Genomic DNA, 25,037 nt, shown 5'->3' with positions numbered 1-25,037 from the left:
TTTGGATAAACCCTATATTCAAAGTTTTTTATGTCTGATCAATTTTTAAAAGGTCGTGGCGCACAGAAAAATGTTCACAATCGCTTCTTCGAAAATAGTCACGAAGTGCTGGATGAATATTTAAATTTCTGTGAAGCGGAAGGCGAAGAAGCAGACAAAAACAAAACAAAATATATTGAAGTTTTCCCAAAAACATTTGTAAACAAAGTGAATAGTCCCGACGTTGGGATGGGTTATTCGGCAAACCCATATCAAGGTTGCGAGCACGGCTGTGTATATTGCTATGCCAGAAATAGCCACGAATATTGGGGGTATGGCGCGGGATTGGATTTTGAACGAAACATACTTTTCAAAAAAAATGCACCACAGCTTTTAGAAGAAAAAATAACTTCGAAGAATTGGCAAGGAGAAACCATTATTTTTTCAGGAAATACAGATTGTTATCAGCCATTAGAACGCAAGCTTGAAATTACAAGAAAATGTCTGGAAGTAATGCTAAAGTGGAAACATCCAACTGGAATTATCACTAAAAACTCATTGATACTTCGCGATTTAGATATTTTAACGGAAATGGCCAAACTGAATATAATTTCAGTAAATATTTCCATCACTTCACTTTCCGAAGATACGCGCAGATTGTTAGAACCACGAACGGCGAGTATTAATCAACGATTAAAAACGGTTGAAGTTCTTTCAGCAAATGGAATTCCGGTTCGTGTTATGATGGCTCCAATAATTCCTTCATTGAACAGTCATGAAATTCTTCCTTTGGTAAAAAAAGTAGCAGAACTTGGAGCGGTAGATATTGGTTATACAATTGTAAGATTAAATGGCCAAGTTGCAGAAATCTTCAAAGATTGGGCTCATAAAACTATTCCCGATAAAGCAGAACGCGTTTTAAACCAAATAGCCGAATGCCACGGCGGAAACCTCAACGATAGCAACTGGGGAAGACGCATGAAAGGCGAAGGAACCATTAGTGAGCAAGTAAAGGATACCATGACGATCGCTAAAAAACGTTTTCTGAAAAATAAAAAACCCGAACCTTTGGATGTCTCACATTTTCTACAACTTAAAAATCCACAGATGAAGTTGTTTTGAATTTCCTCTGTGTTCTCTGTGGCTCTGTGGTTATATTTCACCACAAAGACACAGAGAGCACAGAGTTTTATGTACATAAACTCTGGGAATTATTTTAAAGCCTTTGAATAGCTTTCGCATTATTCATAAATAAGTAACTTTGGAATGTCCATATTGGCCGAAAAATTCGACTAATTTAGTTATGAATTTTATTAAAAAACTACTTCTTTTTTGCTTCTTCTTTAACTGTTCCTTCTTTCTTGGACAGGAGAGAACCGACCTTTCTCAACTTTCTTATGAAGCTATTAGCGACACTATAAATAAGTATTTAGACAATGATATTATAAAAGCTGCTAATGCGTCCAACGCCTTTATTTTAAAAGCAAAACGAGCAAAAGACAAGAAAAAAGAATTTTTAGGCATTCAAGCTCTTGGTAGTGCCTATGAAAGAAACAAAGATTTTGATAAAGCACAGGAACAATTTGAAAGAGCCTTGAATTTTTCACAAGAAAACAAACTTGAAGAAGAAATTATTAGCTCTTATGTTCTGGGTGCGCAAATTGAGATGGGGCTTTCTAATGCCTCCAATGCTTTAAAATATTTAGACACGGCACTTTCATTAGTTGAACAGACCGATAATGAATTTTTGAGAGAAGGAATATTGCAATTTATTTCATATATACTCCAATTGTCTGGCGATGTGCAAAAAGCTATAGATACTGGCAAAAAATCTATTTCAATATATGAAAATAAGGCGATTGATTCCGTTTTCACAGCCACTGCAAAAAAGACCTTTCTTGTTAATGGATATTCGCAACTTTCTAGGTCGTTTCTTAAAATAAAAGAAGCAGATTCTGCCAAACACTATTCTACCTTAATTTCAAAATTGATAACGCCAGAAGATAGTTGCAATCAACGCGTACTTTACTTAACAAGAGGCGAGATTGATTTTTTTGAGAAAAACTATAGTGAGGCAAAGAAAAATTTTAGGACTGCTTCAAAACTCTGCGACTTGAATTCCCCATTAATGACTTTACGGATGAATTATGCATTAGGCAAAGTGGCTCACGGAGAAGGCAACTTTAAGGAAGCAAAAAACATCTTACAAAATGCATTGGATACCTATCAAGTAAAACCTTCTGAGGAAGGCTATATGGATGATTATTACAATCTTTTAGCCGTGAGCTATAAAGAAACTGGAGATTTAGAAAAAGCCAATTTTTATTTTGAAAAATACATAAAATCTGCATCAGAATTTGATAAGATAAAAGGGGAAGTAAAAGCTGCAACAAAAGCTAAGGAAATTGAAGCATTTAGAAACGAATTAAAAACACTGGAAGCAGAAAAAAAAGAAAGTCAATCAAACCTCAATTATCTATTTTTAGGAGCTTCAATAATTATTTTAGGACTTCTTTTTCTCCTGCTAAAATTCTATCGAAACAAAAAAACAAACGAAATTAAGTTTGAAGCATTGCTTGCAAAAATTAAAGCTGCCGAAAAACCTGAAAATATTATTGATACAAAAGACGAAGTTTTAGAAGAAACAAACGCCACCGATGTTTCTGACGAAGTAAAAACACAAATCCTCGACGGACTCAAAAAACTTGAGAAGCAGGAATATTTCCTAAAGCAAGAATGCAATTCATACAACGTGGCAAAAAAGATAAATACAAATACCTCATACCTTTCAAAAGTAATTAACGGTCATTACGGTAAAAATTTCAATACCTATATTAACGACCTCAGAATAAATTATACCATTCTCCGGCTTAAGAATGATGTAATTTTTAGATCGTATTCCATTCAATCTATCGCCGAAGAAGTAGGGTATAAATCGGCAGATTCTTTTACTAAATACTTCAAACAAGACACAGGATTGAATCCTTCTTTTTACATCAAAGAAATTAAGAATATTACCTAAATATCTCTTCGGTACCCTAAATTTATAAATGTAGGGTTTATATATTCACACTCATTCATAAAAGTATAAATACGTCGAAAACGTACTGTTCTCAATGTATAACGCTTTTTTAATACTACCCCAGTTTTCTAAAAATGGGTAAGCTTCTCTTTTATTATAGTGCTTTGTGTTGCACATTTGTTTCAGAAATTAACCACTAAAACAAATTGTATATGAAAACACAAAGCAAACAAAAAAACACAAAAAAGATAATCCTGAAATTAACCTTAGGTTTTATTATCGGAATCTCATTTGGTTTCGGAGTTGGTAAAATGGTAAAGTCAAATTCTAGATTGGTAAATTCAATTGAGACTACACTTCAACAAAATTGTAATTGTGAACTTATAAAATCTGAAAATAGTTTTGCCGGAATTCAATTCAGTAAAGAAGACGGCTTCAGCAATACCAAATTGGATTTCACATTAATGAATTGCAATTTTACTTCTTCCGCAGAAAAAGAAGTAAATAGATTGAATGATATTCTAACCAATGAAGTGGAAAATTATGATTCGGTCGATTTAATCACTTTCAATTTTAAGTCTGAAAATCAAATACAATCAGTAAAAATTAAAGATGGTAAAATATTGTAATTACTAATTAATAACACTAAAATTTACAATTATGAAAATTTCAAAAAAACAGACAATCCATTCGTTCGTGGCCTTTGCATTTATTGGCTACATATTTATTACAGAATACATTCATTTACACTATCACTAATTATGGAAACGAACAATCAAAAAACCCAACCGCGAGAATTGGAGCCTAAAACCAAGACTCCCAATAAAATACAAATCGTTAAATTCGCAATAGGAATTGTGATTGGTATTTCAATTTATTTAATCGTTAAACTAATTTTCTAAAAATAAAAAACTATGACAACACTTTTAAAATATACAATTGCAATAACGGTCCTGTTTCTATCAGGCACTATAAATGCGCAGGAACTAAACGGATCCTACAGTGGTACGCTCGATGTTCAGGGAATGCAAATGGAACTTATTATCAATATTACACCCAAAGACAATGGTTATACCGCCACGCTTGATGTTCCCGCCCAAGGAGCAAGTGATATAGTACTTGATTCTGTAGTTTTGCAGGATAATCAAGTCACCATTACTTCAGCAAAAATGAAACTGATCTATAAAGGCACAGTTTCGGGAGAATCCATCGTTGGTTCCTACGAACAAATGGGGCAAACATATCCACTTACATTGAAAAAAACAGTAAAAACAAAACCAGGAAATACTGCGTTGCCTTCCACCGATGCGGAGCTTGAAAAACTAGCAGCAATGGAAACCGGAAATTATAAATATTCCGTTGAAGATTATTTTAAAACACCAGACGTTTTTTCCTTTAATCTTTCCCCTGACGGAAAATACCTCTCATATATGAAAAGAAGAGAAACTGGGGAGCGTGATGTTTATTTAAAAGAAACGGCAACCCAAAAGGAGCGCTTGCTAATTAAGCAAGGAGAAAATTTGATTCGTGGCTTTTTCTGGGCGAATGAAAACCGCATTCTTTTTTTGCAGGACAAAGGTGGAAACGAAAACTACCATTTGTTTGGAGTGAATGTTGATGGTTCAAACAAAAATGAACTTACTCCTTATGAGGGTGTGCGAGTAGGTGTTCTAGAAATGCTAAAAGACGATAAGGACCATATTATTATTCAGATGAATAAGGATAATCTTGAACAAGAAGAACCCTATCGCCTAAATATAAATACTGGAGAGGCTACAAAGTTATATACCGTAGAAGCTGGTAGTCCACCGGTGGCGGGTTATGCTTTTGACCAAAAAGGTAATCTTCGTGGCATCGGCAGAATGGTTGATGGTGTAAACATAGAAATGCTTTATAAGATTGATGGGGAATTTAAACCAATGATGGTTGTGGATTTCGTCGATTCTTTTGGAATTTCCGATTTTAACCCAAGCTCAGAAAACCCCGATGATGCTTATGTGCTTTCAAATTTAGGAACAGACAAAGCGGAGATCCAACTTTACGATCTTAAAAAGAACGAAAAGATTAAAACCATATTCAAAAACGATAACTTCGATGTTTCTGGACTTTCACTTTCCAGAAAACGTAATTATGAAATTGATTTCTTCTATTATCAAGGTGAAAAGACAGAAGTTGTACCAGTAAGTGATACCTATAGAAAAATCTATGCACGCCTTAAAAAGGAATTTGGCGACAAGCAGTTTTTTACTCAAGGCAAAACAGATGATGAATCCAAGTATTTGGTTGTAATCACCAGCGATAAAATAGTTGGGGAATATTATTTATACGATGTAGAAAAGGATACAATTACGTTGCTCTATAAAATACTGCCAAACCTGAAAGCTGAAGATATGGCTAGTATGACGCCAATCACCTTTAAAAGTAGGGATGGATTGACGCTTCACGGATATATTACCTTGCCACAAGGCTATAAAAAGGGACAAAAATTACCATTGATTGTAAATCCACACGGCGGTCCACAAGGCATTCGTGATAGTTGGGGTTTTAATCCAGAAGCACAGTTATTTGCCAGTCGGGGCTATGCAACATTGCATGTAAATTTTAGGATTTCAGGAGGTTACGGAAAGGAATTCCAAAATTCCGGATACGGGCAGATAGGTAGAAAGGCTATGGACGATGTGGAAGATGGAATTGCGTATGTAATCAAAGAAGGTTGGGTAGATAAGAACAAAGTTGCCATTTATGGCGGAAGTCACGGTGGATACGCAGTGCTTCGCGGTATGACCAAAACCCCAGATTTGTATGCTTGTGGAGTGGATTATGTTGGCGTAAGTAACTTGCACACTTTTATGGAGACCATTCCTCCGTATTGGGAAAAATACAAAGCAATGCTTTACAAGATTTGGTACAACCCAACTATTTCTGAAGAAAAGGCAATCATGGATGAAGTGTCGCCAGCGCTACACGTAGATAAAATCAAAAAACCACTGTTCGTAGTTCAAGGAGCCAATGATCCACGTGTAAATATTGATGAAGCTGACCAAATTGTTGAAAGCTTGAGAAAGAGAGGCGTTGAGGTGCCTTATATGGTAAAATATGATGAAGGTCACGGTTTTGGAAAAGAAGAAAACAGACTAGCTTTATATGAAACAATGATGGGTTTTTTTGCGGAGCATTTGAAATAGACTTAAGACCGCTGCGCTATAGGACGTAAGATATAAGACTAAAAAATTCTTTTAAATATAAAACCTTTCAAGAATTCAAACTTGGTAGGTTTTTTTACTTTGTGTCCTCTGTGCCTCTGTAGTAATTTTTAACCACAAAGTCACAGAGAGCACAGAGTTTTTTATTTTCCAAATTTTAAAAAAAACTTCAAACAAGCATCTCTCAAATTTCTTAATTATATATTGTACAATGTTCTTTAACTTTGAACCCATTTTTTAAATGTTCCGTTTAAGCTCTTGTTTAAATTTAAATTACATTTAAAATTTTAATTCAACAGACTAAAACCAAATGGTTTACAAAGTGAAAAAACTGATAGTTAGCTTTTTGCAGTTTAAGAAAGCATTCGTTAACTATCCTTTTCGGAAATTTAATCTTGTAGAAATACTGTTGTTCTGGATTCGCGAGAAGTTAACGCGTTCTCAATTTCTTATCCTTTCAGGAATACTCGTTGGCTTAAGTGCAGGATTTGCCGGCGTTGTATTAAAAATTCTAGTTCATAAAATTCAATCCTTTGTAAATAACGACCTCCCTTTTGAAGAAAGGATATACGTTTTTGCAATCGCCCCATTGGTTGGTATCATCCTTACTGCCCTGATTGTAAAATATCTTTTTAAAGGTGATGAAGAAAAAGAGCTTTCCGTTATTCTAAAAGATATATCCCAAAAAGGAAGCAAAGTAAACCCCAGCAAAATGTATTCTCAAATTGTGCAGAGTGCCGTAACGGTTGGGTTTGGTGGTTCCGTTGGACTTGAGACGCCTATCGCCGTAACTGGGTCGGCCTTTGGGTCAAACTATGCACAACGGTATCGTTTGGGTTTTAAGGAACGCACATTATTGCTCGCTTCTGGAGCTGCTGCCGGAATAGCTGCGGCTTTTGATGCGCCTATTGCCGGAGTTATGTTTGCTTTTGAAATTTTGCTGGTGGGTCTGGTTTTCACAGATTTTATTCCGCTTGTAATTGCTGCCATTTGTGGTAGTTTGCTATCAACGATTATTTTGAATGATGATGTCTTGTTCAATTTACCGTCACGCGAAATTTTCAACTACGGAAATATTCCCTACTATATTGGTCTTGGTCTACTCACTGGTCTTTACGCTCGCTATTTTATTGTAGTTGGTCAGAAAGTTCATCATTTCTTTGAACGATTTAAAAGCAAAATTCTGTTACGAGCGATTATTGGTGGAACTCTTCTTTCGTTATTATGCGTAGCATTTCCGCCGCTTTTTGGGGAAGGATATCTGAATATTCGAATTCTTCATCAAGGAAATATAGATCATTTAATCCACGAAAGTCTGTTTCGTTATTTTGAAACTTCACAACTTGTTGTTTTAGGTTTTCTAGGTTTAACCGTTCTTTTGAAGGCATTTGCAACAAGCATCACGCTCAGTTCAGGAGGTAATGGTGGTAACTTCGCTCCTTCTCTAGTTGCAGGAGGTTTGCTAGGCTATTTCTTCGGCTTTGCTTTGGAAATGATGGGAATGCCAAATGTGCCAATTACAAATTTAATGCTCGTTGGTATGGCAGGCGTTATGTCTGGAGCACTTTACGCACCATTAACCGGAATTTTTCTTATTGCTGAAACAAGCAGTGGCTACGATTTGTTTATTCCGTTAATGATCGTTTCGGTTATGGCTTATGTGATAAACCGCTTTTTCTCACCAATAAATCCAGCTTATAAAGCACTTGCGGACAAAGGTGAAATTTTTACAACAAGACAGGACCAAAACATTCTATCACATATCGCTCTTCGTGATTGTTTAAACACCTCATCGTTGGTTATAAATACTACCGACACGATGGATGTTGTGATGGCAAAGTTTAGAAATAGCGATCAAAATACAATGGCTGTCGTGGAAGCAGGTAACCAATTCTGGGGTATTTTAAATAGAGAACGATTGCGACCTTATTTGCTTGGAAAGGAATCAATAGTCGGAATTCACGTTAGTGATCTTTCCATAAATCCATCATTTATTGTTTCCGACACAGATACGGTTATGCAGGTTATAAAAATGTTTGATGAAGCGGATGTTTGGCAATTACCAATGTTAGATAAAGAACGAAGGTTCCATGGTTTTGTGAGCCGTTCTGCGATTTTGAATAACTATCGGAAGTTGTTGAAGGAGTATTCGGAATAAATTTATAATTCATATTTCTCTGTGTCCTCTGGGTGTTTGTGGTGAATATATAACCACGAGGACACAGAGTTTTATAATTCTCCGTTCCATTCCGCATAAAACTGTTTCAAAAAACTTTCCATAAATTGGTATCTTTCTTCTGCGATTTTTCGTCCGGTTTCGGTATTCATTTTGTCCTTTAAAAGAAGCAGCTTTTCGTAGAAATGATTGATTGTTGGTGCTTCAGAAGCTTTATATTCTGAAGGAGTCATTTTTAAGTTAGGTAAAATTTCAGGATCGTAAAGCTTTCGGTTTTTGAAACCACCGTAATTGAAAGTTCGAGCGATTCCTATGGCTCCAAGCGCATCTAGTCTATCTGCGTCTTGCACAACGTCTAATTCTTTCGAATGGAATGCTTGAGATTTATTACCACCTTTGAAAGAAATATTTTCAATAATTTTCAGAACATGTTCTATTATTTCAGCGGAAACATTTTCAGAAGTAAGAAAATCTTTTGCTTTTTTTGGTCCAACGGTTTCATCACCATTATGAAATTTTGAATCGGCAATATCGTGAAGCAAAGCGCCCAGAGCGACAATGGTTTTATCAACGTTTTCACTTTCAGAAATGAGCAATGCATTTTTATAAACTCGTTCAATATGAAACCAATCGTGGCCTCCTTCGGCATCCTTCAATTCTGCTTTCACGAAATTGATTGTATTCCAGATTATTTCTTCCGAAGAAAATGAAGACATTATTTATGGATTTTTGAAGTGATAGTTTCCTCTACTCTATCAATCAGCATTTCAATTTCATAATCTGCAATTTTTATTGCCGGATGCGCCGTCATTTCTAACCGAACGCCCATTTGTATTGGAAACATTCCCCAACGTTGTAATTTCCAAGAATTATTGAAGGTAACGGGAATGACATATCCGTCTGGCACTTTTTTGAAAAGCGTTTGTAAGCCAGACCTTCTAAAAGGTTTAGGTACTCCTGTTTTGCTTCGGGTTCCTTCAGGAAAAATTACGCCGCTTCTATTAAATTTTTGAAGATATTTTGAAAACTTCACCAATTCAACAATTGCTTGCCGTGGGTTTTTTCTATCAATCAAAATAGAACCGCCGTGTCTCAAGTTATATGAAACGGAAGGTATTCCTTTTCCTAATTCTACTTTTGAAATAAACTTGGGGTGATATTTGCGCAAATACCAAGTAATCGGCGAAATGTCCCACATACTTTGGTGATTGGAGACAATGATTATTGGCACATTATTCGGGATGCTTGTATTGATATCAATATGAAAAGTGGTTCCCAAGACGTTCAGGCAACGCAGCAAGGTCCAATTGAGATAATCCACCGTTTTTTTGTGAGCCTGGTAACCAAACCAGTTAAAAGCAGCCCACTGAATAGGATGAAAAACAGTGATTGTAATACCAAAAAGCAGGTAAAACAAAACCGTAAAAGGGTAACTTATAATTTTTGAGAGTGCCATCATTAGCTTTCAAAAGTAAGAAAACCGCCTTAAAAAAGACGGTTTTTAAATTTACATATTTCAGTGTCAATTTTTGAAAACTCTAATGTTTGGAATTTTCCCGAGACTTCGGGATCGACTTCGATTTGTTTTTCAAAGTATTTCGATCAATTTCGATGTAATTATAAACGCAAAGTGCTATAATTAGCATCCAAAAAGCTCTGTAATACCAATCATTTATTTCTTTTCCGAATAGATGGGAAACTCTTGGGTTGTCATAAAAATTATAACCCAAAGCTCCTAATGCCAAGATGCCAACTAAAATAACTAAAGGCTTGCTCAACTTCATAAAAAATTGAATTTAAATATTTAGCAATATTCGTTGTAAGCGTTTTTCAAGTTTTCAGCAATCATTTGTGCCGGACGACCTTCAATATGGTGACGCTCTAACATATGCACTAATTCGCCATTTTTGAAAAGTGCCATAGCTGGAGAACTTGGAGGAAACGGAACCATACTGGCTCTAGCAGCATCTACAGCCTCGCGGTCAACGCCCGCAAAAACAGTTACCAAATGGTCTGGTTTCTTATCGTTTTGAATAGACATTGCAGCTCCTGGACGCGCGTTAGCAGCGGCACATCCGCAAACGGAATTTACAACAACTAAAGTTGTTCCTTCCATTTTCAAAGCTTCTGTAACGTCATTTGCGGTATGTAGTTCGGAAAAACCTACTCTTGTTAGGTCTTCGCGCATTGGTTTTACTAAATCGGGTGGGTACATAATATTTGTGTTTAAAGTGTATTAAAATTTGACTGCAAAGATACAAATTCTCTAAAAGATAAATTCCAAATTAACAAAATGGAAATTCCAAAGAACAAGCTTCATTCGTATTGCTGTTTAGACTAAATGGAAATCTCCAATCTAAAAGTCAAAATATTCATTCTCCTTTTGTTGTTAGATGCTTGTATTTTAGAGATTTCATTTGTTTCGTCCCGATAAATATCGGGATTGTGATTTGTGATTTGGTGCTTCTTTTTATTCGGTCCCAATAACTATCGAGATTGAGGTTTAAGATTTGGTGCGTAAAAGCGTTACCTTTGTCGGCTCTTAAAAAGAAAAATTACATTTTATGCTTAGATGGTTATTGGCCGTTCTTGGATATGCACTTTACCGTTTTCCCGGTGCGATTGTTGGGTTTTTATTAGGAAGCCTAATTGATAATTTCAGTTCAAAAAAAGGAAAGACTTTTCAGTCTGCATTCGGCACATCCCAGCAAGAGGTAACTCCGGCAGATTTTGAACTGAATTTACTTTCTTTGGCTTCTCTAGTGATAAAAGCAGACGGAAGCGTAAGCCAAAGTGAGCTAGATTACGTTCGCCAATATTTTGTACAAGCTTATGGACGGGAACGTGCCAATGCAACTTTCAAGGTTTTTAACGATGTAATAAAAAAGCATGAAATTTCAGCACAAAACATTTGCACTCTCTTACGCCAACGGACCCGATATGAAAGTCGTTTACAGATTCTTCACTTTCTGTTCAGTATTGCAAATGCAGACGGCAGTGTTTCAACTCTTGAAGTAAATGAAATTAATAGAATTGCAGGATTTTTAGGAATTTACGCACGCGATTTTGAAAGCATAAAAGCAATGTTCTTTAAAAATCCAGACAGTGCTTACAAGATTTTGGAAATTGAAAGAACCGCCACAACTTCAGAAATAAAAACTGCTTACCGCACAATGGTGAAAAAATACCATCCAGACAAACTACAACATATGGACGAAGCGCACCAAAAAGGTGGTGAAGAAAAGTTCAAAAAAGTGCAGGAAGCTTATGAGCAATTGCAGAAAGAGCGTGGATTTTAATCTATTCAGAAATTTTCAAAATTACTTTTTTCCAAAATTTCGTTAAGTTGCTCCACATTCAAATATTGAAAATAGCGCGATTTTGCCTGAAATTTTTCATCCATAAAAACAATTGCAGGTAGGGAAAATGTTTTGTTTTTTTGACGCGCCATCAATAATGGGATTTGATGTATTGGATTTCTTCTGTTTCGTCTTTCATTAATAAAAATTTCATTTCCAAAGTAAATTGTATCCGTGCTTTCCACGTTCATTTTTACTGCGTAATATTCCTTTTTCAGTATTTTAATTATTTTTTCATCAGTAAAAACTTCCCTTTGCATGTTTAAGCAACGGCCGCACCAATCAGCATAAAAATCTATAAATACTTTTTTAGGATTGGTTTGAAGTGAGTCTTCCAACTGTTCAAAATTAAGCCAGTGAACCGCTTCTTCCTGTTGCGAAAAAGCGGCACTGCCTAACACTATAAACAAAATATGAAAAACAAATATTAACTTCAATTTATAGCGATTTAATTTTTAGTCCCACAAAAACCGTTCGTGGCGCTCCGGGTCCATAGACGTAGTTACTATCACGATTTTTTCCGAAGTCAAAATCGTTTTGATAACTGTTTGTAATATTTTTTACACCTCCGTAAAGTTCAACTCCGGAGCTTACTTTTGGAATGTTAAAAGTGTAACCTAATCGCAAACTCACTTCAGTAAAACTTGAGGTTTTATAATATTCATCAACATCCTGCCCAGTATTTTCACCTGCAACGTGAACAATATCCATGCTTCCCGTGTAAACTAAATTTGCACTTGCGCTAAGTTTTTTAGTGGGGGTATAGGTTAATGTTGCGTAACCATAAATTGTAGGCGTCCTCAGGAATTCGCGATTTGCTGCCAATCCTTCAATATTTTCAACGGCATCATCAAACAAGCTGGATTGAATTGTGTACCCCGCTTCCATTTCTACCAAATAATCAAAATTTGCACGTGCTTCCAACGTAATTCCTTTTACCGTTGCGCCACTTCCATTTCGCTTTTCAAAACGTTCGCCAAACTCATCTTCACCCAAGGGAAATAAATAAAATGCATCATTCAGATGCGTGTAAAAACCTTCAAAAGTGTAACCGTAAATGAAATGTTCAGAAGCTTTATCATAATTTACGGAAGCCGTAAAACTGTTTGATTTTTCTTCAATTAAATTATCTGCAAGTGAAATCCGTGAGACGCCGCCAGCCGCAAAGGCAATATGCAAATCGGTGTCAAAAGCCTGTGGCGCTCGGAAACCAGTTCCCCAGCCTAATCTAAATTGTGTTGTTTCCTTCAATTTATATAGCACTGAAACCCGCGGACTGAAGATGGCGTGATCCACCAAGTTATGTTTATCAATCCTGAAACCTGAAAGAAAATTTAAACTTTCAGTGATGTCCCAATCGTTCTGCACAAACAAACCTAAATTTTTTGTGGTTTGATCCGTTAAATAATTATACGATTCAATTTCGTCAAAAACGTCATCATAAACATATTCCGCTCCTCCAGTCAATACTGTTTTTCCCCCTAAAAAGTCATCAAATTTATTGTTGAATTGCGCTCCGCCTTGATGGGTTGTAACTTCAGAAACGCCATAAGGAGGTGCCGCAAAAAAGGCTTGTTGCTCAACTTCACCATCGGGAATTATTCCCGTGTAGTGATCTCTATCAGTTCGCTGACCGCCATAATAAAGGATAAGTGAACTTTTATCTTCATTGAAATTGATTTGATAATCCAGACTTCCCATCAAAACATTATGCGTTCGCTCTTCAGATTGCTGCGCCAAATAGGCCGGTTTTTCAACAATTTCTCCACCGAAACGATATTCGTAAAGACTGCTCACGCTCAATTCCAATTTCGAGTTTTCAGTGGGAAGATAAAATGCGTTTACGCCAAATGAATTATCCTTAAGTTCCGGCATTTCAGAAAAATTATCGCCGTTGGCGTCATAAGCCGCCCTTCTTCTATTGCTTACAAAAAAATTTGCGCCAGCGTTATAATCCTTGCTTACAACAGTCGCATTTCCGTTTAAAAGATTTTGATCTGCACTGCCATCAATATTTTCATAATTATAACTTACACTGTAATTATTTTGCTTCGGAATTTTTGTAATCACGTTTACCGTTCCCCCAATCGCGCTGGATCCGTACAAAGCTGAAACACCGCCGCGAACCACTTCAATGCGTTCTATCATATTCACGGGAATTTGTTCCAAACCGTACAAACCCGTTAACCGACTGAATATTGGCCGGCCATTTATTAAAATTTGGGAATAGCCACCTTGCAAACCATTCATTCTAATCTGGGTATAATTACAGGTTTGACAATCTTTTTCCACACGCAAACCGGGCTGAAAACGCAGTCCTTCAGAAAGATCTGTTGCTACAACTTGTTCCAATGTTTTGCTATTTATTAAGTTTACGATTACGGGAGAATCTGTGCGTTTTTTTTCGGTTCTAGTTCCTGTAACCACTACTTGGTCAAGCTCTTCGTTGCTTTCAGAAAGACTGAAATTTACAATTTTTGATTCGCCATTGTTAATAGTTATCGTTTGAATTTCGGAACGATAACCCTGTGATTGCGCCACAAGTGTTATCTTCCCAGCATCTACGGAAAATTCATATTCTCCCTTTCCATCTGCACTGGCTCCTTGCGAACCGCCTTTTACATAAACATTGGCAAAGGGAACTGGTTTCCCTTCGGTAGTTACGGTGCCAGAAATCTGGGTTTTGTCTATTTGCGCTGAAGCAGTTGTAGCGGAAAATAGAAAAAAGTATATCATATATTTCATAAAAAGATAAATTATTAGTTTTGAGTAATTATATTTTTAGGCAAAACTAAAAATATGTTTTTAAATTAAAAAATATATCTTTGCATAAATATAAATTTTATGATGACCCTTGCTGAAGAAAACTATCTCAAAGCAATATTTCATTTGGAATTGGAGAGCGAAGGTGAGATAAGCACAAATGCAATTGCTGAAAGTATGGAGACCAAACCATCCTCAGTTACAGATATGGTGCAAAAACTCGCAGAGAAAAAAATGCTAATTTATAAACGCTATAAAGGTGCTCAGCTTACGGAAACAGGCAGAAAAATTGCGGCTGGCGTTATCAGAAAACACAGATTATGGGAAGTTTTTTTGGTAGAAAAACTAAATTTTCATTGGGATGAAGTTCACGAAATAGCGGAACAACTTGAACATATTCAATCTGAAGAATTAATAATTAGATTGGACAAATTTTTGGGCAGTCCAGACTTTGATCCACACGGCGATCCAATACCAGATAAACACGGTGTTTTAAAGCGTACTGAAAAGAAATTGCTTTCCGAAGTCCAGAAAAATGAACTTGGAGTTTGCGTAGGTGTAAAAGAATCTAGTCCCGAATTTCTTCAATATTTAGATAAAAAGAAAATAAGCATCGGTACAAAAATAAGGGTTTTAGGGAAAGAATTTTTTGATGGCTCTATGATTATTCAAGTAGGAAATGAACAGTTCTTTGTTTCACATAAAATAGCCGAAAATTTATTCGTGCAAACTCAAGAATAATCATGGACAGAAGAAACCATAAATCACTTGAAGAGGTTCATGAAACTATTGAAACCCAAGGCAAAAAAACCCCTTGGAAAAGGTTGCTGGCTTTTCTTGGTCCCGCCTATTTAGTTAGTGTTGGCTATATGGACCCAGGAAACTGGGCAACGGATATTGCTGGTGGAAGCCAATTTGGGTATCAGCTCATTTGGGTTTTGTTGATGAGTAATATTATGGCGCTACTCCTTCAAAGTCTTTGCGCACGTTTAGGCGTTGTTCGAGGCCGTGATTTAGCCCAAGCTTCTCGTGAAGCCTATAATCCTTTTGTAAACTTCGTGCTCTATATCCTTGCCGAAATCGCCATTGTAGCTTGTGATCTAGCCGAAGTAATCGGTATGGCTATTGGTCTAAATCTTCTTTTTGGAATACCCATGATATGGGGAGTAACAATTACTGCGCTGGACACTTTTTTGCTTCTTTTTCTCTTAAACAAAGGAATGCGAAAAATGGAAGTTTTTATTATCGGACTGATATTTATTATAGGCGGTTCCTTTATTGTTGAAATGTTTCTGGCCAAACCAGACGTTGGTGATATTATGGCTGGGTTTATTCCTTCAATGCCCAACAGCGCTGCACTTTATATTGCAATTGGTATCATTGGGGCAACAGTAATGCCGCATAACCTTTATTTACACTCTTCCTTGGTGCAATCCCGAAAAATAGAACGCACCAAAAAAGGAATTAAACAAGCATTGAAGTTCAATTTTATAGATTCTGCAATTGCGCTGAATCTCGCCTTTTTTGTGAATGCAGCTATTTTAATATTAGCAGCAGCCGTTTTTCATAAAAATGGAATGTTTGAAGTTGCCGAAATACAAGATGCTCACGCCCTCTTGGAACCACTTTTAGGATCTAGCTTGGCTCCTACTTTTTTCGCAATTGCATTAATAGCCGCTGGACAAAGTAGCACACTAACAGGTACGCTTGCCGGTCAGATTGTTATGGAAGGTCATTTAAATTTACGAATCCAGCCGTGGGTTCGTAGATTAATTACACGTATGCTGGCTATTATTCCCGCAATTTTCACTGTAATTTATTTTGGCGAAAGCGGAACTGGTAAATTGCTGATTTTGAGTCAAGTTGTACTCAGTTTACAACTTGGGTTTGCAGTAATCCCTTTAATCCATTTTGTAAGTAGTAAAAAACTGATGAATGGTTTTCACATCAAATGGCCGCTTCGTATTGCTTCGTGGCTGGTTACTTTAATAATTGTAGCTTTAAACGCAAAACTCGTTTATGATGAAATTATTGGGTGGCTTGCCACTGCGGAAAACCCTATTTACATTTGGACTTTGGTAATCCCAGTAGCAATTGGAGCAGCAATTTTACTAGTCTATATAACCTTTAAAACGACTGAAAAAGATGTAAAATCTGAAAAGCGAAAAATGGTGCCACATATCCTGGATGCAAAAGTAGAAGAGCTTATTGGTCCAATTACTTATAAAAATATTGCGGTTTCAGTTGACTTTTCAACTTCTGATGAAAAGAGCATTTCCGCCGCACTTCAACTTGGTGGTAAAGACGCAGAATATACCCTTATTCATATTGTAGAAACACCAGGAGCAATGATTTATGGCGATGAAATTGACGATTATGAAACGGCCAGTGATGAAGCATTTTTGAATACTTATAAAGAAAAACTACAAGAAAAAGGCTATAAAGTTTCTATAGAATTAGGCTTTGGCTCGCCTAAAAAGAATATTCCAAAAATTGTGAATGCAGCAGATTTTGACCTGCTGGTTCTAGGCGGTCACGGACATACTGGACTAAAAGACTTATTGTTTGGAACTACGGTTGATAGCGTTCGACACAAAGTGAATATTCCAGTCTTTATAGTTTAATAAACGCTTTGCCTTAACAATTATTTAAATCGCCTCATTTTTTCTGGCACTATTTTTTATAGTATCTTTAAAATTGAAAACTATAATATTATGAAAAATTCACTTTTAGCAATTATAATTCTTTTTTCAACCTTTGCTTTTGGGCAAAATGATTCCGCTGAAACACCTAAAATTGGTGTAAAAGTTCCACAAGGCGAAATCGTTGTTATTAAAGGAGTTTCCATAAAATTTTTAGAAGTTTTGGAAGATTCCCGTTGTCCTACAGGTGTCACTTGTATCTGGGCAGGTCGCGCAAGAGTGAAAGTTGAAATAACTTCAGAAGGAAAAACGGAGGAAAAAACCTTGACTTTTGGTGAAGTAAGGCAAGGCGAAGAAAAAAACACGAATTTATTTAGTTCTACAAAATTTTCAATCAACGGATTGGCTTTAAATCCATATCCAACTTCAGAAAGTACGGGTAAAGATAAAGGCTATGTATTATTGATTTGCGAAGAGAAAAATAAATAGTTTAGTGGCAACCACAATCTTTTTTGCCACATTTGGTTTTACCGCCATCTAGCGTGCCATTTGAGTTTTGGCGCGCTTCAAAAATAGGATTCCACACAAACTTTTTAAGCAAAAAGCCTGCTGCAACGGAGAATGTTATTAAAACTAAAATAGTTTGCATAGCACAAAGATACTCAAAAGACGTTCAAAACAAAAATAGCGCGAATGTTTCAAAACACTTCACGGTTTATAATCAATGAAAACTACAACTGCTACAATCTGAATGGTCTCCAGGCTTGTTCTGTTTTGCTTTTTTACCAGCTCCAAAAGGATTCCAAACAAATTTTGTTATCATAAATACCAATGCGAGCACAAATGTTATTAAAACTAATATTGTTTGCATAATTAATTTATTTATTTCAAAAATTGGTATGCCGCAAGTGCCAAAACATAGGCTATTGCAGTCATTACTACTAATTGCCACATTGGCCATTTCCAAGTGTTAGTTTCTCTTTTTACGATGGCAAGCGTACTCATACACTGCATCGCGAAGGCGTAAAACAATAAAAGCGAAACGCCACTCGCAAAATTAAACAACGGCCCGCCCAAAATTGGGTTTATTTCTGCTGCCATTCGGCTTTTTATGGTTTGTTCATCTTCGCTCCCAACGCTGTAAATCGTGGCAAGTGTTCCCACGAATACTTCTCTAGCAGCAAAAGAACTTACGATGGCAATTCCAATTTTCCAGTCATAACCTAATGGTCTAACTGCAGGTTCAATGGCATGGCCAACGTGACCAATGTATGAATGTTCTAGTTTATAAGAATCTACGTGCATTGTGAAATCTTCCTCAGAAAGATTTTGCAACGCGTATTCCTTTTGAATTATTTCTTCCGCATTATTAAAATCGCCCGGACCATAAGATGCCAAAACCCAAAGAATAATTGAGATTGCAAGTATTATTTTACCAGCACCAAAAACGAAAGCTTTGGTTTTTTCAATTACAGTTATGATCACATTCTTCGGAAGTGGAAGTTTGTAGTTTGGCATTTCAACCAAGAAAAAGCTTTTAGAGCGGATTTTTAAAATTTTGTCTAAAATATAAGCCGAAAAAATTGCTGCTCCAAAACCCAATACGTACATAAACATTAAGGTTAAGCCTTGTAAACTAAAAATTCCTAAAACACGAGTGTCTGGAATTACCAGCGAAATAATTATTAAATAAACCGGCAATCGAGCAGAACAAGTAGTAAAAGGAGTCACCAAAATTGTAATCAATCGTTCCTTCCAGTTTTCAATATTTCGAGTGGCCATAATTGCGGGAATGGCGCAAGCTGTTCCGGCTACTAGCGGCACTACACTCTTTCCACTTAGTCCAAAACGGCGCATAAGTTTGTCCATCAAAAAGACAACCCTACTCATATAACCTGTTTCTTCCAAAATTGAAATAAAAAGGAAAAGAAACGCAATCTGCGGAATAAAAATTACAATTCCTCCAAGACCAGGAATAATTCCTTCAGCAATCAAACTAGAAAAATCTCCTGGCGGCAAAGTGTTTTTAGTCCATTCACTTAAAGAAGCGAACGAGCTATCAATAAAATCCATCGGGTATGCGCTCCAATCGAAAATTGCTTGAAAAATCAAGAGAAGAATTCCAAAGAAAATAACGTAACCCCAAACTTTATGTGTTAAAACACGGTCTAAACGACTTCTTAAATCTTTTGCGTTTGCGGTATCTATTTCAAGCGTTCCTTTTAAAGTTTCGTTTATAAATTGATAACGCGCCACTGTTTCCTTCTGCTGAAGTCGCTTCAAATTACTAACAGATTCTGTTTGAAATGAAGCTACACCCTTCAACTCATTTCGATCCAATTTTCCGAAGTTTACGTCTTGGGTAATTACGAGCCAAAGCTTGTAAAGATCTTGATTTGGGAAGGCTTTTCGCAATCTATCAAAATATTCTGGAGAAATGCTGGAAGCGTTCAAACTTGGTTTTGTGGAAAGATGTTTATAATCTTCAATCAATTCCTTTAAATAGTCAAATCCCAAGTTTTTTCGTGAACTTATAAGGGCAATCTTGGTCTTTAATTTTTCTTCAAGCAAGAGAACATCTAGCGAAATTGCTTTCCGTTTCATCCTATCGGACATATTTATTGCGAGAATTGTTGGAATGCCTAAATCCTTAATTTGCGTGTAAAGTAGCAGGTTTCGCTTTAAGTTTTCAATATCTGCAACCACAACGGCCACATCTGGAAAATCTTTATCATTTTTATTGAGAAGAAGTTCAATCACCACATTTTCGTCAACGGATGAAGCATTCAAACTATAAGTTCCAGGTAAATCCAGCACATGAACCTTGCAGGCGCGACCAAATTTGCAGGTGCCTTGTTTCTTTTCAACCGTAATTCCAGGGTAGTTTCCTACTTTTTGGTTTAGTCCGGTAAGACGGTTAAACACAGAGGTTTTACCGGTATTCGGGTTTCCAATAAGTGCAACGTTTATGTGTTTTGCCATATTTCGGCTTAAGTTTATCCTGAGTCCATCGAAGAACTCAATAACTAGCGGATTTTATACTAAAATTATATCAATTCAATTTCAATCAAGCAAGCCGTTTCCTTGCGAATGGCGAGGTGACTGCCATTGATGTTTAGATACAAAGGATCATTAAAAGGAGCTATTTGCACCAAGGAAACCTCATTGCCCGGAAGGCAGCCCATTTCCAAAAGTTTTAGAGGAACAACATCTACCGAAAACTCCTTGATAATGCCGCGTTGCCCTTTTTTTAATGAAGCGATTGTAATCATCTTTTTATTTAGATTGATTTTAAACAAGGCAAATGTAAAGGATTTAATTTAGAATGGGGAATGAAGAATTCAGAATTATTCGACCAGAGCCTTACTTTAATAAAGTTTTAAATATTTTAGGAAAGATTCTATTAATTTTCTTTCTCCAAAATTTTAATATCCTCAAGTAATTTATCGATAGATTCAGGGTCGGTACCGTCATAAAATCCACGAATTCGCTTCTTTTTATCTACAAGTACAAAGTTTTCGGTGTGCACGAGGTCATTGTCAGAATAAGGAACATCCTTCGCCGCGAGATACGATTTTCTGGCGAGATCGTAAATTTCTTTTTTATCGCCTGTTACTAAGTTCCATTTCGCATCGTTTACACCTTTTTCCAAAGCGTATTTTTTAAGTTGGGCAACGGAATCTATTTCGGGAGTAACGGTATGAGACAACAATAGAACTTGATTATCATCCTTTAATTTTTCCTGTATTTCAGCCATATGTCCCGTCATTATTGGGCAAATGGTTTGGCAAGTTGTGAAGAAAAAGTCTGCAACATAAATTTTGTCTTTATAATCGTCTTGAGTAATCGTCTTTCCGTTTTGGTTTACCAAACTAAAATCTGCGATGGTGTGGTATTTTTTCACATATTGAAGTGTAGTATCCACCAATTCTGAGGAAACATCTGCTGGTTGATAAACTTTAAGCACTTTCTTAGGTATCATTATTTGGTAAATGACTGAAATTATGATAATTGAAAGGATAAGAAAGAAAACAGCAAAAAATTTATATTTCTTAAAGAAAGTAAGCATCACGTTAAATTTTAGACTGAATACACATATTTGGGCGCAAAAATAAGTCCTAATACTATCAAAATGAATACATTTAACATCCTAATTTCACGTTGAAATAAACCCTTTGATTTCTCCGCAATACATCTTCAGAAATCGGCTCGTTAATTTCAGCCATCGTATAATCAAAACAAACATTTTAAAATGAAAGCATTTGTACTCCCCTTTTTCCTTTTAGTTTCCTTTTTTTCCTTTTCTCAAAATTTTAGTACCGACGACATAAGTGAAGCAGAGGCGAAGGCTGCGACGGGTATGTTTACCACCCAACGCAATTTGAACACCAACAATTATGACATTAAATATGCCCGATTAAATTTGAATGTAGATCCAACACAAGCATTTATTAGCGGCACGGTAACTTCACATTTTGAAGCGAAAGAAAACATGAACACCGTGACTTTTGAACTTGTAAATAATATGACCGTTTCACAAGTTTTGCAACGTGGCGCTTCACTTTCCTTTACACAAAACAGTAATGACGAGGTTGTAATAACACTTCCACAAATGCAAAATCAGGGAGTTTTAGATTCGCTTTCTATTAGTTATTCTGGAAACCCAATTAGTGCCGGTTTTGGTTCCTTTGAAGTTGATACCCACGAAGGCGACCCTGTGCTATGGACACTTTCTGAACCCTTTGGTGCAAAAGCTTGGTGGCCCTGCAAACAGGATTTGATAGACAAAATTGATTTATTAGATGTGTATATTACTTCACCGCGTTTCAATCCTAGTAACGAAGAATATGTGGCAGTTTCTAACGGTTTGGAACTGAGCCAAACCATAAACGGCAGCAACAAAACAACGCATTTTAGACACCAACATCCCATTCCAGCATATTTGGTAGCGATAGCCGTTACAAATTATACAGTCTATTCACATACAGTAGATAACAACGGGAACCCTTTTGAAATTGTAAACTATATTTATCCTGAAGATCTTAGTTATGCGCAACAACGAACTCCTGTAACGGTAGATATTATGAACTTGTACGCAAACCTTTTTGAACCTTACCCTTTTGCTGATGAAAAATACGGTCACGCCCAATTTGGTTGGGGTGGCGGTATGGAACACACCACCGTTTCTTTTATGGGCGGACTTGGTCGCGGACTAATTGCACACGAACTTGGCCACCAGTGGTTTGGAGATAAAGTAACCTGTGGAAGCTGGCAAGATGTGTGGCTTAACGAAGGTTTTGCAACTTATTTAGCAGGAATGGTAATAGAAAATCTTGACGGCGAAGCAGCTTTTAGAAGCTGGAAACAGGATCAGATTTCTTCTATTACCGATAGAAGTGACGGATCCGTTTACGTTCCTGCACAAGACACAACTTCGGTAAACAGAATTTTCAGCAGCAGACTTACATATAACAAAGGTTCTATGGTGGCGCATATGCTTAGGAAAAAATTAGGTGATGCTGTTTTCTTTCAAGGTCTGAAAGATTATTTAGCAGATCCAGCATTGGCTTATGGCTACGCAAAAACTCCAGACCTCATCAGAAATATGGAAAATGCTAGTGGCGAAGACCTTTCAGAATTTTTTAATGACTGGATTTATGGTGAAGGGTACCCACGGTATACTATTCGCTGGAATCAAGCTAATGCAGGAAGTCTTAATGTGAAAATAACACAATTTCAAAGTAATAATTCTGTTTCATTTTTTGAAGTACCTGTTCCATTAAGAATTCTCGGAACTCAGGGAGAAACACTCGACATTGTTTTAGACAATACTTTTAATGACCAGACTTTTCAGCCAGTTGTACCATTTACGGTAAGTAGTGTACAGTTTGACCCAGAACACAATATTATTTCAAAAAACAATCAGGTTATTTTGGGAACAGATGATTTAGCTATGGATCAGCAAATGGTTTTATATCCAAATCCAACTTCAAACGTAATCAATCTTCATAAACCAGATGCGTTGCAAGTGAACCAAGTGAGAATTTACAATGCCTTAGGACAGATGCTTTACGCTGAAGCCTATTCAGAAACCATTGATGTTTCAAGGTTTTCAAAAGGTATTTTATTCTTTCAGATGGAAACAACACAAGGGGTTATTAATAAGACTATAGTTAAGGAATAAATTTTTTACGCCACGAATGCACGAATATTGTTATAGCAACATTCGTGAATTCGTGGCTAATAATTTTCACTATCAATAACAAATAAGCGGGAACACTCTCGCTTATTTTTTTTGCAAGTTCTAAAAGGTTACTTTTGCACGATTTTTTACTGAAACTGACAGACTGTTCAGCAATTTTATTTTAGGCTCGATTTTGGTAACAAGTGATTAAAAATTGAGACTATTATTATAATATCTATATAAAAAACTATGAGTCCATTCGCTGTTAAAGCTATACAACTTCTTTTAAGTTTATCATTACTTATTGTCCTTCACGAACTGGGACACTTCATTCCCGCAAAAATTTTTAAAACTAGAGTAGAAAAATTCTACCTTTTCTTTGATGTGAAATTTTCACTTTTCAAAAAGAAAATAGGCGAAACCGTTTACGGAATTGGCTGGTTGCCTTTGGGCGGATACGTAAAAATATCCGGAATGATTGACGAGAGCATGGATAAGGAACAGATGGCCCAACCACCGCAGCCGTGGGAATTCCGCAGTAAACCAGCTTGGCAGCGTCTTATTATTATGCTTGGTGGGGTTACCGTAAATATTTTAGTGGGACTATTTATCTATATATGTCTCTTCTATAGCAACGGACAGAAAATATTGACCAATGAAAATCTGCCTAATGGATTTTCGGTTTCACAGGATTTTAAAAAACTTGGGTTTCAGGATGGCGATTACGTCCTGCAAGTAAACGGAAAAGACTTTAAGAATGTTGATAGAATAAATCACGATATTTTTTTAAGAGATGTTAAAACCATTACCGTAAAACATCAAAATGGTGAGGATGCAATCATTGCTTTACCAGAGAATACTGCAATGGATTTATTCAAAAAAGGAGAAAGAGAACCATTTTCTCCAATGCGTCAAGCAATTATAGACACTATATTGCCAGAATATCCAGCCGCCAATTCTGCTTTGAAGGTTGGTGATAAGATTTTGGCTATAAATGGCGAACCTGTAAAATCTTTTAGAGGAATGTCTGAAATGGTAAATGACAACAAAAACCAAGAAATTGAATTGACCATTCAACGAAATGATGAAGAAAAAACCGTCGTTCTTACCGCCGATGAAAACGGAAAATTAGGTATTAATAATCTTGCGAGAGAATATAACAATAGCTTTCAGCAAATAGATTACACTTTTGTTGAAAGTATCGGTGGGGGAATAAATTTTGGATATAATGTTCTTGTGGATTACATATCACAATTTAAATTTCTCTTCACAAGTGAAGGTGCTACTCAAGTTGGTGGTTTTGGTGCCATTGGTAATCTCTTTCCAGATGTTTGGGACTGGCATAGTTTCTGGTCCACCACTGCGTTTATTTCAATTATGTTAGCCTTTATGAACATTCTACCTATTCCAGCCTTAGATGGTGGTCACGTAATGTTTCTTTTGTATGAAATCGTAACCGGCAGAAAACCAAACGATAAATTTATGGAATACGCCCAAATGGTAGGTTTCTTCATTTTGATAGCCTTAGTGCTCTTTGCCAACGGAAACGATATATATAGATGGCTTTTTGAATAAAAAATCATTAATTTCTTTCAAAAAGATACTTCAGAAAAAAACTGAAGTATTTTTTTTGAAATTTAGTGATGACATTTCCTTTCACTTTTCGATGTATTTGAAATGACACGATTGAGTTTCATTTAAACGAAAAA

General features: G+C 36.3%; 22 protein-coding genes. 11 read left to right on the top strand and 11 right to left on the bottom strand.

Going from position 1 to position 25,037, the window contains the following annotated elements:
• The first annotated feature begins 30 nt into the window (after window positions 1-30).
• From AEQSU_RS06405 to AEQSU_RS06385, 5 genes are all read left to right on the top strand, one after another.
• Window positions 31-1,101: a PA0069 family radical SAM protein gene (locus tag AEQSU_RS06405; protein WP_014782046.1), complete on the top strand. Its 1,071-nt coding sequence runs from the start codon at window positions 31-33 to the stop codon at window positions 1,099-1,101.
• A 181-nt stretch (window positions 1,102-1,282) separates the two neighbouring features.
• Entirely contained in the window at window positions 1,283-3,001 is a 1,719-nt protein-coding gene (locus AEQSU_RS06400) for a helix-turn-helix domain-containing protein (RefSeq protein ID WP_014782045.1), read from the top strand.
• Window positions 3,002-3,213: 212 nt separating this feature from the next.
• Window positions 3,214-3,630 (top strand): hypothetical protein, encoded by a 417-nt coding sequence (locus tag AEQSU_RS06395; RefSeq protein ID WP_014782044.1) that lies wholly within the window; start codon window positions 3,214-3,216, stop codon window positions 3,628-3,630.
• A gap of 285 nt (window positions 3,631-3,915) precedes the next feature.
• A complete protein-coding gene (locus AEQSU_RS06390; RefSeq protein ID WP_014782043.1) occupies window positions 3,916-6,186 on the top strand; it encodes a S9 family peptidase in 2,271 nt (756 codons plus the stop codon).
• A gap of 340 nt (window positions 6,187-6,526) precedes the next feature.
• Complete coding sequence (locus AEQSU_RS06385) at window positions 6,527-8,362, top strand: chloride channel protein (RefSeq protein ID WP_245529128.1); 1,836 nt, start codon at window positions 6,527-6,529, stop codon at window positions 8,360-8,362.
• A 71-nt stretch (window positions 8,363-8,433) separates the two neighbouring features.
• Here the strand turns inward: AEQSU_RS06385 and AEQSU_RS06380 are convergent, their stop codons facing one another.
• The 4 genes from AEQSU_RS06380 to AEQSU_RS06365 all read right to left on the bottom strand — a co-directional run bounded on the left by AEQSU_RS06380 (window position 8,434) and on the right by AEQSU_RS06365 (window position 10,595).
• Window positions 8,434-9,096, bottom strand: coding sequence for an HD domain-containing protein (locus AEQSU_RS06380; protein ID WP_014782040.1), 663 nt, complete (start codon window positions 9,094-9,096; stop codon window positions 8,434-8,436).
• Window positions 9,096-9,839, bottom strand: coding sequence for a lysophospholipid acyltransferase family protein (locus AEQSU_RS06375; protein ID WP_245529126.1), 744 nt, complete (start codon window positions 9,837-9,839; stop codon window positions 9,096-9,098). Before AEQSU_RS06375 ends, AEQSU_RS06380 begins: the two co-directional genes overlap by 1 nt.
• Window positions 9,840-9,918: 79 nt before the next feature.
• The gene (locus AEQSU_RS06370) at window positions 9,919-10,164 is read right to left on the bottom strand and encodes a hypothetical protein (protein ID WP_014782038.1); all 246 of its coding nucleotides are present in this window, start codon (window positions 10,162-10,164) and stop codon (window positions 9,919-9,921) included.
• A 20-nt stretch (window positions 10,165-10,184) separates the two neighbouring features.
• The gene (locus AEQSU_RS06365) at window positions 10,185-10,595 is read right to left on the bottom strand and encodes a BrxA/BrxB family bacilliredoxin (RefSeq protein WP_014782037.1); all 411 of its coding nucleotides are present in this window, start codon (window positions 10,593-10,595) and stop codon (window positions 10,185-10,187) included.
• A 349-nt stretch (window positions 10,596-10,944) separates the two neighbouring features.
• Here AEQSU_RS06365 and AEQSU_RS06360 point away from each other — a divergent pair, with 349 nt between their 5' ends.
• Window positions 10,945-11,679 (top strand): TerB family tellurite resistance protein, encoded by a 735-nt coding sequence (locus AEQSU_RS06360; RefSeq protein ID WP_014782036.1) that lies wholly within the window; start codon window positions 10,945-10,947, stop codon window positions 11,677-11,679.
• A 5-nt stretch (window positions 11,680-11,684) separates the two neighbouring features.
• Here the strand turns inward: AEQSU_RS06360 and AEQSU_RS06355 are convergent, their stop codons facing one another.
• Together AEQSU_RS06355 and AEQSU_RS06350 are read right to left on the bottom strand one after the other, a co-directional pair.
• Entirely contained in the window at window positions 11,685-12,176 is a 492-nt protein-coding gene (locus AEQSU_RS06355) for a thioredoxin family protein (protein WP_014782035.1), read from the bottom strand.
• 1 nt (window position 12,177) lies between these two features.
• Window positions 12,178-14,484, bottom strand: a complete 2,307-nt coding sequence (locus AEQSU_RS06350; RefSeq protein WP_014782034.1) for a TonB-dependent receptor — start codon at window positions 14,482-14,484, stop codon at window positions 12,178-12,180.
• Window positions 14,485-14,586: 102 nt separating this feature from the next.
• Here AEQSU_RS06350 and AEQSU_RS06345 point away from each other — a divergent pair, with 102 nt between their 5' ends.
• The 3 genes from AEQSU_RS06345 to AEQSU_RS16125 all read left to right on the top strand — a co-directional run bounded on the left by AEQSU_RS06345 (window position 14,587) and on the right by AEQSU_RS16125 (window position 17,633).
• The gene (locus AEQSU_RS06345; protein WP_211206530.1) at window positions 14,587-15,243 is read left to right on the top strand and encodes a metal-dependent transcriptional regulator; all 657 of its coding nucleotides are present in this window, start codon (window positions 14,587-14,589) and stop codon (window positions 15,241-15,243) included.
• 2 nt (window positions 15,244-15,245) lie between these two features.
• Entirely contained in the window at window positions 15,246-17,126 is a 1,881-nt protein-coding gene (locus AEQSU_RS06340; RefSeq protein ID WP_014782032.1) for an Nramp family divalent metal transporter, read from the top strand.
• Window positions 17,127-17,216: 90 nt separating this feature from the next.
• A complete protein-coding gene (locus AEQSU_RS16125) occupies window positions 17,217-17,633 on the top strand; it encodes a hypothetical protein (protein ID WP_014782031.1) in 417 nt (138 codons plus the stop codon).
• A 1-nt stretch (window position 17,634) separates the two neighbouring features.
• Here AEQSU_RS16125 and AEQSU_RS16595 read toward each other — a convergent pair whose 3' ends face one another.
• From AEQSU_RS16595 to AEQSU_RS06320, 5 genes are all read right to left on the bottom strand, one after another.
• A complete protein-coding gene (locus AEQSU_RS16595) occupies window positions 17,635-17,793 on the bottom strand; it encodes an ATP synthase subunit B family protein (protein ID WP_157429256.1) in 159 nt (52 codons plus the stop codon).
• A gap of 72 nt (window positions 17,794-17,865) precedes the next feature.
• Window positions 17,866-18,015, bottom strand: coding sequence for a hypothetical protein (locus AEQSU_RS16765; RefSeq protein ID WP_014782030.1), 150 nt, complete (start codon window positions 18,013-18,015; stop codon window positions 17,866-17,868).
• 11 nt (window positions 18,016-18,026) lie between these two features.
• The gene (gene feoB, locus AEQSU_RS06330) at window positions 18,027-20,126 is read right to left on the bottom strand and encodes a ferrous iron transport protein B (RefSeq protein ID WP_014782029.1); all 2,100 of its coding nucleotides are present in this window, start codon (window positions 20,124-20,126) and stop codon (window positions 18,027-18,029) included.
• A 65-nt stretch (window positions 20,127-20,191) separates the two neighbouring features.
• Window positions 20,192-20,416, bottom strand: coding sequence for a FeoA family protein (locus AEQSU_RS06325; protein ID WP_014782028.1), 225 nt, complete (start codon window positions 20,414-20,416; stop codon window positions 20,192-20,194).
• Window positions 20,417-20,547: 131 nt separating this feature from the next.
• Window positions 20,548-21,213, bottom strand: coding sequence for an SCO family protein (locus tag AEQSU_RS06320; protein ID WP_014782027.1), 666 nt, complete (start codon window positions 21,211-21,213; stop codon window positions 20,548-20,550).
• 183 nt (window positions 21,214-21,396) lie between these two features.
• Here AEQSU_RS06320 and AEQSU_RS06315 point away from each other — a divergent pair, with 183 nt between their 5' ends.
• Both AEQSU_RS06315 and rseP read left to right on the top strand, forming a co-directional pair.
• Window positions 21,397-23,328 (top strand): M1 family metallopeptidase, encoded by a 1,932-nt coding sequence (locus AEQSU_RS06315; RefSeq protein ID WP_014782026.1) that lies wholly within the window; start codon window positions 21,397-21,399, stop codon window positions 23,326-23,328.
• Between the two features lie 249 nt (window positions 23,329-23,577).
• A complete protein-coding gene (gene rseP / locus AEQSU_RS06310) occupies window positions 23,578-24,903 on the top strand; it encodes an RIP metalloprotease RseP (protein WP_014782025.1) in 1,326 nt (441 codons plus the stop codon).
• Window positions 24,904-25,037 lie beyond the last annotated feature (134 nt).

The sequence above is a fragment of the Aequorivita sublithincola DSM 14238 genome (assembly GCF_000265385.1).
Lineage (GTDB): Bacteria > Bacteroidota > Bacteroidia > Flavobacteriales > Flavobacteriaceae > Aequorivita > Aequorivita sublithincola.
Note: the sequence above shows the minus strand (reverse complement) of the source record. Positions and strands in the feature narration are given on the sequence as shown.

Bases quoted from the DNA above. Each gene is read 5' to 3' on its own strand.
- AEQSU_RS06405 (WP_014782046.1), top strand. From the start codon at position 31: ATGTCTGATCAATTTTTAAAAGGTCGTGGCGCACAGAAAAATGTTCAC.
- AEQSU_RS06400 (WP_014782045.1), top strand. From the start codon at position 1,283: ATGAATTTTATTAAAAAACTACTTCTTTTTTGCTTCTTCTTTAACTGT.
- AEQSU_RS06395 (WP_014782044.1), top strand. From the start codon at position 3,214: ATGAAAACACAAAGCAAACAAAAAAACACAAAAAAGATAATCCTGAAA.
- AEQSU_RS06390 (WP_014782043.1), top strand. From the start codon at position 3,916: ATGACAACACTTTTAAAATATACAATTGCAATAACGGTCCTGTTTCTA.
- AEQSU_RS06380 (WP_014782040.1), bottom strand. From the start codon at position 9,096: ATGTCTTCATTTTCTTCGGAAGAAATAATCTGGAATACAATCAATTTC.
- AEQSU_RS06375 (WP_245529126.1), bottom strand. From the start codon at position 9,839: ATGATGGCACTCTCAAAAATTATAAGTTACCCTTTTACGGTTTTGTTT.
- AEQSU_RS06370 (WP_014782038.1), bottom strand. From the start codon at position 10,164: ATGAAGTTGAGCAAGCCTTTAGTTATTTTAGTTGGCATCTTGGCATTA.
- AEQSU_RS06365 (WP_014782037.1), bottom strand. From the start codon at position 10,595: ATGTACCCACCCGATTTAGTAAAACCAATGCGCGAAGACCTAACAAGA.
- AEQSU_RS06360 (WP_014782036.1), top strand. From the start codon at position 10,945: ATGCTTAGATGGTTATTGGCCGTTCTTGGATATGCACTTTACCGTTTT.
- AEQSU_RS06350 (WP_014782034.1), bottom strand. From the start codon at position 14,484: ATGAAATATATGATATACTTTTTTCTATTTTCCGCTACAACTGCTTCA.
- AEQSU_RS06345 (WP_211206530.1), top strand. From the start codon at position 14,587: ATGACCCTTGCTGAAGAAAACTATCTCAAAGCAATATTTCATTTGGAA.
- AEQSU_RS06340 (WP_014782032.1), top strand. From the start codon at position 15,246: ATGGACAGAAGAAACCATAAATCACTTGAAGAGGTTCATGAAACTATT.
- AEQSU_RS16125 (WP_014782031.1), top strand. From the start codon at position 17,217: ATGAAAAATTCACTTTTAGCAATTATAATTCTTTTTTCAACCTTTGCT.
- AEQSU_RS16595 (WP_157429256.1), bottom strand. From the start codon at position 17,793: ATGCAAACTATTTTAGTTTTAATAACATTCTCCGTTGCAGCAGGCTTT.
- AEQSU_RS16765 (WP_014782030.1), bottom strand. From the start codon at position 18,015: ATGCAAACAATATTAGTTTTAATAACATTTGTGCTCGCATTGGTATTT.
- feoB (WP_014782029.1), bottom strand. From the start codon at position 20,126: ATGGCAAAACACATAAACGTTGCACTTATTGGAAACCCGAATACCGGT.
- AEQSU_RS06325 (WP_014782028.1), bottom strand. From the start codon at position 20,416: ATGATTACAATCGCTTCATTAAAAAAAGGGCAACGCGGCATTATCAAG.
- AEQSU_RS06320 (WP_014782027.1), bottom strand. From the start codon at position 21,213: ATGCTTACTTTCTTTAAGAAATATAAATTTTTTGCTGTTTTCTTTCTT.
- AEQSU_RS06315 (WP_014782026.1), top strand. From the start codon at position 21,397: ATGAAAGCATTTGTACTCCCCTTTTTCCTTTTAGTTTCCTTTTTTTCC.
- rseP (WP_014782025.1), top strand. From the start codon at position 23,578: ATGAGTCCATTCGCTGTTAAAGCTATACAACTTCTTTTAAGTTTATCA.